The organism is Halodurantibacterium daqingense (genome assembly GCF_042666235.1).
GTDB classification, from domain to species: domain Bacteria; phylum Pseudomonadota; class Alphaproteobacteria; order Rhodobacterales; family Rhodobacteraceae; genus Halodurantibacterium; species Halodurantibacterium daqingensis.
Genome location: NZ_JBHTFQ010000004.1, coordinates 297,386 through 311,986, shown reverse-complemented (window position 1 = coordinate 311,986; position 14,601 = coordinate 297,386). Strand labels below are relative to the sequence as shown.

The following is a 14,601-nucleotide window of genomic DNA, read 5'->3' as shown; positions in this document are numbered from 1 at the left end:
CGGCCCTGTTGCTTTCGACGGCCTTCTCGCGCTGCTCGCCATGCACGTTTGAACGCGCAGCAGCGCGGCCGCGCTGCGTCCCTGTGACGCCCCTCGCGCAACGATAGGAAGCACCCGAGAGTCCGGCCGCGCCAGCTCAGGTCGCTGCGTTGCGCGGACGCGGGCCAGGGTTCCGGCGCAGGCGCGGTGGCCATGCTTCCCGAGCCGGGCTGCGGGGGTCTGGTCCGGCCGGCCGCGGTTCCGGCAGGGTCAGAGCCGGGGACTCATCGGATTGGTGATCCGGTCGGCCTGAAAGCTGTCGGGAAGCGGGGTCAGGGTGATGCTGGACACGATGCCCGCGCGGTGGAACGGGTCGCCCTCGGCGAAGGCGCGGGCGGTGGCTGCATCCGGGGCTTCAAGGATCCCGAAATTGCCGACCGACGCGCCCCCGTCCAGCAGCGCCGAACCGATCAGGACCGAGACGATCCCGCCGCCACCCGAGCCGACCCAGGCGCGGTGGGCGGGGCGGTGCTCATCCCGGGCGGCATCCATCCCGGGATGATGCAGGCAGTGCATGAGGAAGAACACGCGCCTACCCTGCGTTTTCCAGCACCACCATGCCCGCGCCGGTCATCGAGGCGGGGGCATGGTAATGCTTGTGGATCAGGTTCACCTTTGCGTCCATCGCGCCGCGCATCACCAGCCACATGATCAGTTCCGCCCCTTCCGAGCCGAACTGCTCGACATAGTCCTCGCGGGTCATGTTGCGGTAATGCTCGGGGTCGGTGGCGATGCCATCCAGCCAGGCGAGATCGGCCTCGCGGTTGATGAAACCGGCGCGGGCGCCCTGAAGCTGGTGCGACAGGCCGCCGGTGCCAAGGATCACCACCCGTTCATCCCCCGGCCAGCTTTCGATCGCCTCGCGCAGCACCCGGCCCATGTCCCAGCAGCGCTGGGGCGTGGGGATCGGATACTGGATCGTGTTGACCCAGATCGGGACGACCTTGACGGGCCAGGCGTCGGGGCGGCCGAAGAACAGCTCCATCGGGACCTGAAGGCCGTGATCGACTTCGATCTCGCGGCAGACCAGCGGGTCGAAGTGACGCTCGACCAGCTTGTCCACCAGGTGCCAGGACAGGTCCTCGGCGCCCTGGAAATCGGGGATCGCGCGCGGGCCCCAGCCTTCGTCAACGGGCTTGTAGGTTTCGGCCACGCCCACCGCGAAGGTCGGCACGCGATCCAGGAAGAAGCTGTTGCCGTGATCGTTGAAGATCACCACCGCGACATCCGGCTTCGCGTCGCGCATCCACTGCTTGCCGGCCTCGTAGCCGTCGAAGAAGGGTTTCCAGTCGGGCGTGTCGTGCAGGCCGCGATCCAGCGCCACGCCGATGGAGGGAACGTGGCTGGTGCCCAGCCCGCCGATGATTTGCGCCATGTCTCAGACCTTTCCAAGCCGTTGGGCAAGAAATGCCCCGTGTTCCATTCCCGCCTGCGCCGCGCCGATCTGGGTGATCGGCACCGGATCGACGGCCGAGATTTTCAGGATGAAGAACAGGTTGCCGCCCAGGCGCACCATCTCGTGCCAGTCGCGGGCCATGACGGCGGTCTTTTCTTCCGCGGTCAGGCCGAAGCGGTCGAGATAGGCCTCCTCGTCCTCGAGAAACGCCTTGCGGTTGGCCGGGTTGCCAAGGGCCATCGCCATCTTGTTCATCCGATAGCCGCGGATCGAGCCCTTGCGGTCGAAAAGCGGCGTGTCGGGGATCGGGTTCGGTGTTGTCATCCGTGCAGTCCCTTCTGTGCAAGCCAGGCCAGTGCCGCGTCGCGCACGGCCTCGGGGCGTTCGATCGGCGCGAAATGGCCGGCGTCTTCAATCACGACCAGCTCGGTTTCGGGCACGGCCGCGGCGATTTCCTCGTGCTGGCGGATCGGGCTCCACTGATCCTCGCGCCCGGTCACAAGCAGGACGGGGCAGCGGATCTGCGCCAGATACTGCCCGGCATCGGGCCGCGCCATCAGTGCCCGGATCTGCCGTTCATGGCAGGCGGCATTGGCGCCCAGTGCCATGTCGCGCAGGTTGTCCATCAGGGCGGCATCGCCGCGCCGCGCGGGTGCGACCATCGGCGGCAGCCACAGATCCACAAGTGCGGCCATGTCCTGATGGCCAAGGTCGATCATCTTCTGGCGCTGTGCAGGCTCGCCCTCGCGCAGGGGGCCGTGGCCGGTATTGGCTAGGATCAGGCCGCGCACGCGGTCGGGGGCGATCCGCGCCATTTCAAGTGCGATCCGGCCGCCCATCGAATGGCCCGCCACCAGAAGCGGCCCGTCCACATCGGCAAGGATCTGTTCGGCGGCCGTGGTTATTCCCGTCATCTGCGCGAGGTCCGGCTGGTGCAGGGCCATCTCGGAGCTGAGCGCCGTCGCCAGCGGCCGCCAGATCCGGCTGTCCGAGATCAATCCGGGTATCAGCACTGCTGTCAGCATCCCTTGCCCCCAAATGAATACATTGACGGGACTTTATGGCGGAGATTCGCGGTTGGCAAGCCTTGTCGCGGGATTTTATGCATACATGGCGGGTGACGAGGGGTGTTGCCTGAATTCTTGGGCTGTGGCACGCAGGACAGGTATAACGGAGAAAGACCATGGGTATCGCGGAAGAGAAGAACCACGGCCAGCGCGCCCTGGCCGAGTTGCGGCGGCGCATCCTGCGCGGAGAACTGCCCGGCGGCATGCGCCTTCTGGAGGTGCATATCGCCGACCAGCTGGAGATTTCCCGCACGCCGGTGCGCGAGGCGATGTCGCGCCTGGTCGAGGAGGGGCTGCTGGAACGGCTGCAGAACGGCGGCTTCATGGTGCGCAGTTTCACCGCTGCCGATGTGATCGACGCGATCGAGTTGCGGGGCGTCGTCGAGGGCACCGCCGCGCGCCTTGCCGCCGAGCGGGGCGTTCCCGAGGATCGCATGCAGGCCTTTCTGGACATCATAGAACAGCTGGACGCCTGTTTTCCGGGCAGCGATCGCGCTGCGGTGGATTTCGAGCGCTATGCCGAACTGAACGCCGATCTGCATGCCGCGCTGGCAAGCCTTTCCGGCAGCAAGATCATTGCGCAGGAGGTTGCCCGCGCCACGCGGCTGCCCTTCGCCTCGCCTTCTGCCTTCATTCCGAACCGGGCGGCCGTCGAGGCGTTCGAGCATTCGCTGCACCTGGCCCAGGAACAGCACCGTCGCATGGGCGAGGCGATCCGCAACCGCGAAGGCGCCCGCGCCGAGGCGCTGGTGCGCGAACATGCCCGGATCGCGCGCGGCAACCTTGAATACATCCTGTCACAGGATCGCAGCCTGATGTCACAGGTGCCGGCGCTGTCCTTCATCATCGAATAAGGCCGCCAGGACATCGGAGCGTTGCGGCAATCTGCATTTTCGACTTGCATTTGTCCTGCGCTTTGCATCCAATGTATACAATTGACGAGGCGTAACGGGAGGAATCACGATGAGCCACAAGAATCTCCACGACATCCTGCAGGAGACCCCTGCGACAACGCTGCTGCGCAATTCGCGTATCGGCATGTATGTATACCCTGTCGTGGCGCCCGAATTCACGAACTGGCGCAGCGAACAGCAGGCATGGCGCGATTCGGCGGTTCTGTTCGACCAGTCGCACCACATGGACGAAGTGGTGATCGAAGGCCCGGATGCGGCAAAGTTCCTTGAAGGGCTTGCCATCAACAGCTTTGCGAATTTCGGCACCAACCGCGCCAAGCATTTCGTGCCCGTTTCGCCCGAAGGCCATGTGATCGGCGATCACATCATGTTCCGCGAGAACGAGAACAAGTTCGTCTCGGTCGGTCGTGCGCCCACCTCGAACTGGCTGCTTTATAATGCCTCGCTGGGCAAGCATGACGTGAAGCTCACGCACAGCCCGCGGTCGCCCTCGCGCCCCGACGGCAAGCTGGTCACCCGCATCCACTACCGCTTCCAGATCCAGGGCCCCGAGGCGCCGAAGATATTCGAGAAGATGAACGGCGGCCCGATCCCGGACATCAAGTTCTTCCACGTCGACTGGGTGAACATCGCCGGCCGCAAGGTGCGCGCACTGCGTCACGGCATGGCCGGTGCGCCGGGGCTGGAAATCTGGGGCCCCTATGACGAAAAGGACGAGATCCGCGCTGCGATCCTCAAGGCCGCCGAAGAGGCGGGGGTCGATCTGCACCAGGTCGGCAGCCGCGCCTATTCGACCAACACGCTGGAGTCGGGCTGGATCCCCTCGCCGCTGCCGGGTATCTACACCAGCCCCGAGCTGGAAGGATACCGCAAGTGGCTGGGCGCCGACAGCTACGAGGCCAACGGCTCGCTTGGTGGCAGCTTCATCTCGGATGACATTCGCGATTACTACACCAACCCCTACGAGCTGGGCTATGGCATCTATGTCAAGTTCGACCATGATTTCGTGGGCCGCGCCGCGCTGGAGAAGATGAAGGATCAGGTGCGCCGCAAGAAGGTGACCTTCGAATGGAACGCCGAGGACGTGATGAACGTCATCGCGTCGTCCTTCAAGAAGGGCGAGCCGAACAAGAAATGGATCGACTTCCCGCAGCCGAACTATGCCTCGTCGAGCTTCGACAAGGTGATGCACGGCGACAAGATGGTTGGTCTGTCGATGTTCAATGGCTACAGCTTCAACGAGCGCTGCCTGCTGTCGCTGGGCGTGGTCGATGCGGATGTGCAGGAAGGCGATGTGCTCACCCTGATCTGGGGCGAGCCGAACGGCGGGTCGGGCAAGACCTCGGTCGAGCGCCACGAACAGGCCGAGATCCGGGTCCGCGTTTCGCCCACGCCCTATGCAAGCGAAGCCCGCGAGAACTATGCCGAAAGCTGGCGGACCAAGCGGACCGCCTGAAGCCGGCAATAACCCGGGTGGGGGCGTGTAGCCCCCGCCCTCTGTCCCGCTGCATCGGGCCGCGCTTGCACAGGGCCGGCCCGGTTCAGAAACCGTCTCGCGGAGGATCATCATGGCGTTGCTCAATCTTTTCGGGCGAAAGGACGAACCGGCAGGCCTCTCGCCCCGGCTGGCCGACACGATCCGGGGCTATTCGATCGAGGTCATGCCCCGCACCGCCGCGAAGATCGAGGATTTCCGTGCGCTGCTGCCGCGTGGCACGCTGGTCTATATCGCTCATATCGACGGCACCCCGATCGAGGAGATGGTGGAGACCGCCCGCCGCCTGCGCGACGAGGGCTTTGACGTCATGCCGCATTTTCCGGCGCGGATCATTCCCGATGCGACAGTCCTCAAAGACTGGATCCTGCGCTACCGCAACGAGGCGGGGGTCGAGCGGGGGCTGCTGCTCGCAGGGGGTGTTGCCGCGCCGCGCGGTGCCTTCGACAGTTCGATCGGCCTGATGGAGACGGGGCTTTTCGACCGCCACGGCTTCCGCGCGCTGCATGTGGCGGGCCATCCCGAGGGCAACCGCGATATCGATCCCGACGGCGGGACGAAGGCGGTGGACGAGGCGCTACGGTGGAAGCAGGCCTTTTCCGAGCGGACCGATGCCTCCATGGCCATCGTGACGCAGTTCCTCTTTGATCCCGCGCCGGCGCTGGAATGGTCGCAGCGCATCGCCGCGGCGGGGGTGAACCTGCCGATCCATCTGGGCATCGCGGGGCCGACCAAGCTCTCGACGCTGATCAAGTTCGCCATTGCCTGCGGGGTGGGGCCATCGCTCCAGGTTCTGCAGAAGCGGGCGATGGATGTCTCGAAACTGCTGGTGCCCTTCACCCCGGACGAGGTTCTGGCCGGCATCGCCGACTGGCAGGCCAACCATCCCGACAGTGCCATCCGCCGCATTCACGTCTTTCCGCTGGGCGGCATCCGCGCCAGCGCCGAATGGATGAACGACCGCGCAGGCCTTGCGCCGGCCGCCGCCGAGCGCGACCGCGCGGGCGGCTGATCCTGCCGCTTGCGATCAGGGCGAAGTGCCGGCCACGCCTGGCCGGGCGCGCCGGATCCCCAACCCTCCGGCTCCGCAGCGGGTCGGGAACGATTGCCTGTGCGGGTGCTACCCCTGCATCGACGCCGCGCGCAGCCCGATCCACTGCATCCGGGCGCGCAGGGGCGACAGGCTTTTCCGTTGGCCCTTGTCCGGCCGGCGAGGGGCCATTCGACACCCGCTGCGATCTGGCCGCAGGGCACATGCCGCCCACCGGCCCGCGCAGCCCGGCCGGATCGGCTTGCGGACTCCCGCCGCCGCCGGGTCCAAGGGCACTTTCGGGTGACTGCGGGCGCGCTTTCCATGCCAGCTATTCGCGCTGGGGCGAAAGAACCACCTCCTCGTCGGCTCCGCAGCAGGCGGGAACGCTGCCGCTATTGCCTATACCCTGATCGAAACGGCAAAGCTCAATGCGGTCGATCCCCAGGCATGGCTTGCCGACAGCTCCGCACGAATCTCGACTACAAGATCACGAAGGTCGATGACCTGCTGCCGTGGAAATGGCACGCGTAGCGGTCAAGCCGGACGTGCGCGGACGCCCCTCGGATGCAAGCGGACTCTTGGGCACAGTCGGGCATGTGATCAGGTGCGGTCGTGTGTCCGGCCTCGAAGTTGCGGCCTGTCATGCGCCGCGGGCCTGTATGGAGATATGCAGGTCAGGACCAGTTCGCTTACCCGCGCTCGATGGCGCTCCGTCCGGGATGCTGGTTCTCCCGTCCGGGTCTCTTGACCGTCCGCCCTTACCTTCCCTCGCCCCTCTCACATCCGGGGACAACCGGCGACACCAGCCTATGCGGCCGCCATCGCCGGATCCCGGTATTCCTCGCCCTGCGCAGCATCGCCCGGGCGGTTCGGGCCATGCGGTTGGCCAAGGCCACCGTGACCAGCATCTTCGGCTTGCGCGCCAGCATGCGGTCGAGCCAGGAGCCGTCGGGGCACCCTTGCGTGCGGCCCATCGCAGGACAGCGATGGCCCCAACGATCAGCAGCCTCCGAATGTCGCGCTGGCCCATCGTCGAGGTTCGGCCAAGACGGCCCTTGCCACCGCTCGAATGCTGCCGCGGTGCGAGGCCGACCCAGGCGGCAAATCACGGCCCTGCGAGAAGGTCTCCATCGTTGGCGTAAAGCTGGTGATCGCTGCCGCGGTCACCGCCGCCACTCGCGGGACCGTCGTCAGCCGCCGCGCCGTGTCGTCACTGGTCACGCGCCTGCGCAACGCGGCATCGCGGCCTGCAATCTTCTCTGCCAATCCGGCGATCTGGCCAGCAGAAGGCACCGCTGCAGGCAGCAGGCCATCGTCACCATCGATGATGGCTGCGAGGCGGCCGACATGCGTAGGCGCGGTGGGGGCGACGATGCCCTGCGTGGCCAGATGTGCCCGCAGCGCGTTGATCGTCTGCATGCGCTGGCGAACCAGAAGATCCCGGGTCCGGTAGGCCTTCGCGGATGCCTGCGGGGCCTCGCGCTTCACGGCGACGAACCGCATGGTCGGACGCGACGCGGCTTTCGCGTTCGCCTTGACATCCGCCATGCCGTTCTTCTGCCGCTTCACGGACGGCTTCCCACAGGCCGGCGGGATCAGCCGCACCTCATGGCCAAGCTCCCCGATCGCCCGGCCCCAGTGATGCGCGCTGGCGCAGGCTTCCATCGCCACCATGAAAGCACTGCCATGAACTTCAACAGCTGGACCCGCGACAGCTTGCGGCGGAACACATCCCCCCGTCTGCCGCAGCGTCATGCGCCTGAAACACGTTCTTGGCCAAATCCCGGCCGATGATGCCAACCGCTCCCCTGGACGCTCCCTCCGTCGCGGTGCCTCGACACCCGCCACCTTGGAGCATCCATGCCGCCGGGGACGTCCATCCCATCGCTTACGGTCCTTGGGGGCCGACGCGCTGAATTCGCCGAGAAGCGTTGACAGGCCGGGCCGCAATGGCCTCTGTGCCTCTGGCGGAGGCCGAGACGGACCGAAGGGCTCGCTCTGCGGAGGCTGCCGCCTGGGCAGTGGCTGTGGTGCCACCCCCCCTTTGGGGCCGCGGGGCGGGGCGCCTGGGGTCAGATCCAGTCGGGCAGGGTGCAGAGGTTTTCGGCCTCTGCCATCCGGGCGGGAAGGACATGCAGCAGGAACCGGCCGGCTGCGTTCAGATCGGCATCCTCTGCGCTGACCAGCCGGCAAGCCATCCAGGCGCAGACCGCATGCCATCCGGCGCGCAGATAGCCGTCGGCGGCCCGCTCGGCCCCCGCATCGTCGGCCAGCAGACGTTCGGACAGCGCGATGAAGCGCGCGATGACCGTCTCGGCCGTGCTGCGGGCAGCAGGATCGGCGCGGGCGATTTCGGGCAGGGCGCGGGCACGGAAGGCTGCCAGGGCCGCACCGCGATCGCGCAGCAGGCGCCGTAGCAGGAAATCCTGCGCCTGCATGCCCGTCGTCCCCTCATAGATCGCGATGACGCGCGAATCCCGCAGCAGCTGTTCGACGGGCCATTCTCGGGTATAACCGGCCCCGCCCAGCACCTGCATCGCACCGCTCGCGGCGGCAAAGGCGGTTTCGGCGCCGAAGTTCTTGGCCAGCGGCAGCAGGAACCCGGCAAGCGCGGGGTCGTCCATCGTGGCGAGTTCGAGGATCAGGGCGCGCAACGCCTCGGTCGGGGCGGCGATTGCGAGGAGCTGGCGGCGCACGTCCACATGACGCAGGATCGGCAGCGGCGGCGCTGCAGGGTCGCCGCCCTGCAGCCGGGTTTCGGCATAGGCGCGCGCGATATCGAGGGCGGTTTCGGCGATGCCCAGCCCCTGGCAGGCGGTCTGCAGGCGCATCCGCTCGATCATCGCGAAAAGCTGCGGCAGGCCGCGCCCCTCTTCGCCCAGAAGGATAGCCTCGGCGCTGTCGAACGCCATCACGCAGGTGGGCGAGCCGTGCAGGCCCATCTTTTCCTCAAGCCGCGTGACGCTGATGCGGTTGCGCCGCCCGTCGTCAAGCTGGTCCGCCACCAGAAACAGGCTGAGCCCGCGGGTGCCGATGCCCGGCCCGGTACGCGCGAGCAGGCAATGGCCGATCCGGCCCGCCATGTCATGGTCACCGAAGCTGATCCAGCATTTGGTGCCGGTGACGCGCCAGCAGCCATCGGGCCCGCGTTCGGCGCGGGTGCGGATCCGCCCGACATCCGAGCCTGCGTCAGGTTCGGAGATGCAGATCGTCGCGGCCCAGTCGCCCGCCGCCAGCCGTGGCACCCATTCGGCGGCAAGATCGGGCGCCACCTGCACCAGCATATGCGCGGCTGCGCGGCTGCTGCCGCTGGCCATCATGAAGGCCATCGCCGCACCGTCGAAGCCGACCGAGGCGGCGGCATGCAGCACCAGCGGCAGGCCCTGACCGCCAAGATTTGCCGGCAGGTCGATGCCCAGCCAACCATCGCGTCCCATCTCGGCATAGACGTCGGCGAAGCCCGGCGGCGTGCGGACCCGCCCGCCCTCAAGCGTGCAGCCGATCCGGTCCGAGGGGGCGTTCAGCGGTGCGATCCGACCTGCGGCAAAGCGCGCCCCTTCCTCGAGCACGGCAGCCGCGGTGGCAAGATCGAGATCCGGATCGCGGGCACATAGCGCGCCCCAGCCGGGGGTGAGCGGCAAAAGCGCGAGGCTGCGCGCCCAGCCGGGCGTGCGTGCCGGTTCGGGGGCCGGGGCGGACCCGGCGGCGGCGCTCATTTCGGAGGCAGCCGGACGCCGCCGTCCAGCCGGATGACTTCGGCGTTCAGATAGCGCGTCTCGATGCAGAAGCGCACCGTCTCGGCAAATTCCGCCGGATCGCCCAGCCGTTCGGGGAAGGGCACGGCGGCGGCGATACCTGCACGCACGGGTTCGGAAAGCTCCTCCAGCAGCGGGGTCAGGAAGATCCCGGGGGCGATGGTGTTGACCCGGATCCCGAAGCGGGCGAGTTCGCGCGCAGCCGGCAGGGCAAGGGCCGCCACCCCGCCCTTGGAAGCGGAATAGGCTGCCTGGCCGATCTGCCCGTCGAAAGCCGCGACCGAGGCGGTGTTGATGATCACCCCGCGTTCGCCATCGGCAAGCGGATCCGATTTTGCCATCCGGTCGGCGGCCAGCCGCAGCATGTTGAAGGTGCCGATCAGGTTGATGCGGATCACCCGCTCGAAATCCTCGAGCGGCATCGCGCCTTCCCGGGTCGCGATGCGGCCCGCCGCCGCCACGCCCGCGCAATTGACCAGCGCGCGAATCGGCCCAAGCTCGGACGCCTGGGCAAGGGCGGCGCGCGCCTCGGTCGGGTCGGTCACATCGCATTCCACCGCCAGACCACCGAATTCGGCGGCCACCTTGCGCGCCGCATCGGCGTTGCGGTCAAGCAGTACGATCGAGGCCCCATGCGCCGCAAGATGGCGCGCGGTTGCCGCCCCCAGGCCCGAGCCCGCGCCCGTGACCACGATTGTCGCCCCCTGAACCTGCATCATTCCCCTCCGGTTTGCGCGGGCAGAATGACCCGCGGATCGTCATTGTAAAGCGCCTGCACGAGCTCGTCGCGATGCCGTAATACCGCGCGCTGATTAATCGAGCCTTTATCCGTGACCTCGCCACGGTCGAATTCCAGCGGATCCTCGAGGAACATCATCCGCGTCACCCGGGTCGAGGATCCGGTGGCACGACGCGCGTGATCGGCCAGCATCTGCGCGGCCCGGTCGCGCACGCGCGGATGGGCCAGCAGCGCCGCGCCCTCCAGATCCTCGCCGGCAAGCGCGCGCAGCGCCGACCAGTCCGGCACCACCAGCGCGGCAAGGCTGGCGCGGTTTTCGCCGGCAATCACCACATCGCTGGCCAGGCCGCGCAGATCGTTGGTGAAGGCTGCGCGCAGCGGCCCCACCGCGACCCAGGTGCCGGTATCCAGCTTGAAGTTCTCGGCCAGCCGGCCATCGAAGATGAAGCCGCGCTCCGGATCGCCCGGCGCGGCAAAGCGCAACGCATCCCCGAACCGATAGAATCCCTCCTCGTCGAAGGCCTCGGCGGTCAGCTTCTCGTTGCGCCAGTAGCCGGGCGTGACCGACGGGCTTTTCACCCGCGCCTCGAGCTTGTCGCCCTGCGGCACCAGCTTCAGCACCACGCCGCGCGCCGGAACACCCAGGTTGCCGGCCTGATCCTGCCGCTCGGTGCACATCAGTGCGAAGGGGCCGGTTTCGGTCGAGCCGAACCCGGTGGCCAGCAGAACGCCCCCCGGCACCATCTGATCGGCCACCGCGGTCAGGCGGTCCCAGACCGGCTGGCTCATGCCCGCGCCGGCATACATCATCATCGACAGGTGCCGGAAGAAGGTGCGGCGCAGCTGGTCATCCGTCTCCATCGCATCCAGCAGCATCTGATAGCCGACGGGAACATTGAAATACCAGCTGGGCGAGATTTCGCGCAGGTTGCGGATCGTGGCGGCGATGCCCTTCGGCGTCGGCTTGCCGTCATCGATGTAATAGGTGCCCCCGTTGTACAGCACGAGGTTGAACACCTTGTTGCCACTGGCCGTGTGGTTCCAGGGCGCCCAGTCCACCACCACCGGCGGCCGCTGGCGCAGGAAGGCATAGCAGTCCACGATCATTTCCTGATTGCTGCACAGCATCCGCTGAGTCTGGATCACCGCCTTGGGCGATCCGGTCGTGCCCGATGTGAACAGGAACTTGGCGACCGTGTCGGGACCAACCGCCTGAAAGGCGGCATCGACGGCCTCGGTGACGGGGGTTGCGCGCAATTCGGCAAGCGTCACGCAGTCGCGGCCCGGAAGCGTTCCGGTTACCGAAGCCACCGGCACCTCGGGGCCGAAGACCGCCTCGATCGCCGGGGCGAAGGGGGTGGCATCCTCGGCAAAGATCATGCCTGGCGTCAGTTGCCCGGCAATGTCGCGCAGCTTGCCGTAATCGGTCGAGACAAGCGCATAGGCCGGTGCGATCGCCGCCGAGGGGATCCCGACATGTTGCGCGGCCAGGGCCATCAGCGCATGGGCGATGCTGTTGCCCGACAGGATCAGCAGCGGCCGGTCCTGCGAGAGGCCGCGGTCCAGCAATCCCTGCGCAATGGCGGCAACCGCGCGGGCGGCTTCTGCATAGGTCACGGTGGCCCAGCCGTCGCCGTCACGCTGAGCCATCCAGATCCGGTCGGGGGCCTCGGCGGCCCAGTGCAGCAGCCGGTCGTTCATCCGTGGCGGATAGGGTTCCAGCGGTGCCGCCTGCCGGACGATGACGGTCCCGCAGGGCCGCTCTTCCATCAGGATCTGCGGTGACCAGAGCGCGGCTGGCTGAATGGCTGTGTCTGACATGGTTTCTCGTCCTCCCCCGGGGCTGGCCCCGCCTTCCCCGGGCGGGACCGGACCCCCCTGTCCGACACCCCGGGTTCTCTGGCCTGCAGTTTAAGGGGTCATGCGATTTTGTCTACATGGAAACAAAACACTTGTGGACTTTTTCCGCGAACTGCCGCTAACCTGTGCCAAAGCGAAGAAGGATGATGCGATGGAAGGCACGGGGACCGAAGCACTGATAACCTACGAATTGCGCGGACCCGTCGCGCTGATCGGCCTGAACCGGCCTGACAAGCGCAACGCGATCAGCGACCGCGTGATCGAGGCCTTTGCCGAGGCCGTGCGCCGCGCCGAGACAGAAGCCCGTGCTGCGGTGATTCACGGGCATGGCAAGCATTTCTGCGCCGGGCTGGATCTGGGCGAACATGTGACCAAGACGCCGATCCAGGGGGTGCGCGGATCACGCCGCTGGCACGAGGTCTTTGCAATGATCGAACGCGGCACCATTCCCTATGTCGCGGCGCTGCACGGCGCGGTGGTCGGCGGGGGGCTGGAACTGGCGGCCTCGACGCATATTCGTGTGGCCGATGCCACCACCTTCTTTGCCCTGCCGGAGGGTCAGCGCGGCATCTTTGTCGGCGGCGGCGGCGCGGTGCGCATCGCGCGGCTGATGGGGGCGGCGCGGATGGGCGACCTGATGCTGACGGGCCGCGTCGCCACCGCCGAAGAGGGCGAGCGCTGGGGCCTTGTTCAGTATCTTGCCCCTGCGGGGGGCGCGCTGGACCGGGCACTGGAACTGGCCAACATCGCCGCCAGCAACGCGGAACTGTCGAATTACGCGATCCTCAACGCACTTCCACGCATCCAGGACATGTCGTCCGAGGATGGGTTGTTCGTCGAATCGATCATGTCGGCGCTGACCTCGGCCACGCCCGAGGCCGCGGAGCGGCTGCGCGCCTTCCTCGAGAAACGCGCCCGCCCCCTCGACATCCCCAAGGGTGTGGCCCATGGCTGAGCTGTCCCAGGCCGAGGCGCGGGGCATCGACATGGGGCCGCTTCGGTCCTCGCTCGGATTTCTGCTGCGCCTCGGTCAGCTGACCAGCTTCGAGGATTTCTACACCGGGCTGGCCGATCTCGGCCTGCGTCCGGGGGAATTCTCGGTAATGATCATCCTTTATCGCAATCCCGGCATCCGGCAGGGTGTGCTTGCGCAGCGGCTGATGATCAAGCGCGCGCATATGACAAAGATGATTCGCACGATGGAGGATGCGGGGCTGGTTGAACGGGCCATCCCCGAGGACGACCGCCGCTCGGTCGAATTGCGGCTGACGGGCGAAGGCCAGAATCTTGTCGCGCGTCACCTTCCGCGCTGGCGCGCCCATGAGGCGCGGCCCAAGGAAACCCTGAGCGCCGCCGAGGAGGCGGACCTGCTGCGCCTGCTGCGCAAATACCTCGATCTGCCGGAGGACGGAGCGAAATGAACATCGACGATCTGATCGCCATCGATTTCCATACTCATGCCGAAGAACCCTGCTGCGGTCCGCGCGATGATGGATATGACGAGTTTCAGGCCGGCATGGCGGCCTATTTCAAGAACCCGGTAGGACACAACCACCTGCCGACCGTTCAGCAGACGGCAGATTACTTCAGGGAACGCAAGATCGGCTGCGTGATCTTTCCTGTCGATGCCGAGCGCGAGACCGGGTTTCGCCGCTATTCCAACGAGGATGTGGCACGGATTGCCGCCGAGAACAGCGATATCATGATCCCCTTCGCCTCGATCGATCCGGCCAAGGGCAAGGCCGGCGCACGCGAGGCCCGGCGCCTGGTGCGCGAGTTCGGGGTGCGGGGCTTCAAGTTCCACCCCACGATGCAGGGCTTCTATCCGAACGATCGCGCGGCCTATGTGCTTTACGAAGCGATTGCCGAGGAGGGCGCCGTGGCGCTGTTCCACACCGGCCAGACCGGCGTGGGGTCGGGGATGCGCGGCGGCATGGGGATGCGGCTGAAATATTCCAATCCGATGTATATCGACGATGTGGCGGTGGATTTTCCCGACATGCCGATCGTGATGGCCCATCCATCCTTCCCCTGGACGGAAGAGGCGCTGTCGGTCGCGACCCACAAACCCAACGTCTATATCGACATGTCCGGCTGGTCACCGCGCTATTTCCCGGAGATATTCGTGAAATACGCCAACAGCCTGCTCAAGAAGAAGATGCTGTTCGGGTCTGACTGGCCGGCCATCACGCCCGACCGCTGGCTCGCGGATTTCGAGAAGATCGACATCCGCGACGAAGTGCGCCCGCTTCTGCTGAAGGAGAATGCGCGGCGCCTTCTGAACCTTTGAACCGAAGACGATC

The 14,601-nt window shown here is 66.7% G+C and carries 13 protein-coding genes and 2 pseudogenes; 7 read left to right on the top strand and 8 right to left on the bottom strand.

Translation table 11 applies throughout. The features are described from left to right. Nucleotides 1-249: 249 nt before the first annotated feature. The 4 genes from ACFQXB_RS09465 to ACFQXB_RS09450 are packed head-to-tail and all read right to left on the bottom strand — an operon-like array spanning nucleotide 250 to nucleotide 2,460. On the bottom strand, nucleotides 250-567 hold the full coding sequence (locus ACFQXB_RS09465; RefSeq protein ID WP_377402661.1) for a YciI family protein: 318 nt from the start codon (nucleotides 565-567) through the stop codon (nucleotides 250-252). 4 nt (nucleotides 568-571) lie between these two features. Further along, the gene (locus ACFQXB_RS09460) at nucleotides 572-1,414 is read right to left on the bottom strand and encodes a class III extradiol dioxygenase family protein (RefSeq protein WP_377402658.1); all 843 of its coding nucleotides are present in this window, start codon (nucleotides 1,412-1,414) and stop codon (nucleotides 572-574) included. A 3-nt stretch (nucleotides 1,415-1,417) separates the two neighbouring features. Next, a complete protein-coding gene (locus tag ACFQXB_RS09455; RefSeq protein WP_377402655.1) occupies nucleotides 1,418-1,759 on the bottom strand; it encodes an extradiol ring-cleavage dioxygenase in 342 nt (113 codons plus the stop codon). After that, entirely contained in the window at nucleotides 1,756-2,460 is a 705-nt protein-coding gene (locus tag ACFQXB_RS09450; protein WP_377402652.1) for an alpha/beta fold hydrolase, read from the bottom strand. Before ACFQXB_RS09450 ends, ACFQXB_RS09455 begins: the two co-directional genes overlap by 4 nt. Before the next feature lie 158 nt (nucleotides 2,461-2,618). Here ACFQXB_RS09450 and ACFQXB_RS09445 point away from each other — a divergent pair, with 158 nt between their 5' ends. The 4 genes and pseudogenes from ACFQXB_RS09445 to ACFQXB_RS09430 all read left to right on the top strand — a co-directional run. Further along, entirely contained in the window at nucleotides 2,619-3,356 is a 738-nt protein-coding gene (locus ACFQXB_RS09445; RefSeq protein ID WP_377402649.1) for a GntR family transcriptional regulator, read from the top strand. A gap of 109 nt (nucleotides 3,357-3,465) precedes the next feature. After that, a complete protein-coding gene (gene ligM / locus ACFQXB_RS09440) occupies nucleotides 3,466-4,872 on the top strand; it encodes a vanillate/3-O-methylgallate O-demethylase (RefSeq protein WP_377402646.1) in 1,407 nt (468 codons plus the stop codon). A gap of 112 nt (nucleotides 4,873-4,984) precedes the next feature. Further along, entirely contained in the window at nucleotides 4,985-5,923 is a 939-nt protein-coding gene (locus ACFQXB_RS09435; RefSeq protein ID WP_377402643.1) for a methylenetetrahydrofolate reductase, read from the top strand. A gap of 355 nt (nucleotides 5,924-6,278) precedes the next feature. After that, nucleotides 6,279-6,475 (top strand): annotated as a pseudogene (locus ACFQXB_RS09430) (transposase domain-containing protein); the annotation flags it as partial. A 276-nt stretch (nucleotides 6,476-6,751) separates the two neighbouring features. Here the strand turns inward: ACFQXB_RS09430 and ACFQXB_RS09425 are convergent. The 4 genes and pseudogenes from ACFQXB_RS09425 to ACFQXB_RS09410 all read right to left on the bottom strand — a co-directional run bounded on the left by ACFQXB_RS09425 (nucleotide 6,752) and on the right by ACFQXB_RS09410 (nucleotide 12,259). Continuing rightward, nucleotides 6,752-7,802: pseudogene (locus tag ACFQXB_RS09425) on the bottom strand (IS110 family transposase). Between the two features lie 214 nt (nucleotides 7,803-8,016). Beyond that, nucleotides 8,017-9,660, bottom strand: coding sequence for an acyl-CoA dehydrogenase family protein (locus ACFQXB_RS09420; RefSeq protein WP_377402640.1), 1,644 nt, complete (start codon nucleotides 9,658-9,660; stop codon nucleotides 8,017-8,019). Then, nucleotides 9,657-10,415 carry an SDR family NAD(P)-dependent oxidoreductase gene (locus ACFQXB_RS09415; protein ID WP_377402886.1) on the bottom strand — a complete coding sequence of 253 codons (759 nt, stop codon included), beginning with the start codon at nucleotides 10,413-10,415 and terminating at the stop codon, nucleotides 9,657-9,659. The genes ACFQXB_RS09420 and ACFQXB_RS09415 overlap by 4 nt, the downstream gene beginning before the upstream one ends. Then, nucleotides 10,415-12,259 carry a feruloyl-CoA synthase gene (locus tag ACFQXB_RS09410; RefSeq protein ID WP_377402637.1) on the bottom strand — a complete coding sequence of 615 codons (1,845 nt, stop codon included), beginning with the start codon at nucleotides 12,257-12,259 and terminating at the stop codon, nucleotides 10,415-10,417. The genes ACFQXB_RS09415 and ACFQXB_RS09410 overlap by 1 nt, the downstream gene beginning before the upstream one ends. A gap of 190 nt (nucleotides 12,260-12,449) precedes the next feature. Here ACFQXB_RS09410 and ACFQXB_RS09405 point away from each other — a divergent pair, with 190 nt between their 5' ends. Genes ACFQXB_RS09405 through ACFQXB_RS09395 form a run of 3 tightly spaced genes read left to right on the top strand, consistent with a single transcriptional unit; the run spans nucleotide 12,450 to nucleotide 14,588 of the window. Then, complete coding sequence (locus ACFQXB_RS09405; RefSeq protein WP_377402634.1) at nucleotides 12,450-13,253, top strand: crotonase/enoyl-CoA hydratase family protein; 804 nt, start codon at nucleotides 12,450-12,452, stop codon at nucleotides 13,251-13,253. Then, a complete protein-coding gene (locus tag ACFQXB_RS09400; protein WP_377402631.1) occupies nucleotides 13,246-13,719 on the top strand; it encodes a MarR family winged helix-turn-helix transcriptional regulator in 474 nt (157 codons plus the stop codon). Before ACFQXB_RS09405 ends, ACFQXB_RS09400 begins: the two co-directional genes overlap by 8 nt. Further along, nucleotides 13,716-14,588, top strand: a complete 873-nt coding sequence (locus tag ACFQXB_RS09395) for an amidohydrolase family protein (RefSeq protein WP_377402628.1) — start codon at nucleotides 13,716-13,718, stop codon at nucleotides 14,586-14,588. The genes ACFQXB_RS09400 and ACFQXB_RS09395 overlap by 4 nt, the downstream gene beginning before the upstream one ends. Nucleotides 14,589-14,601: the final 13 nt, after the last annotated feature.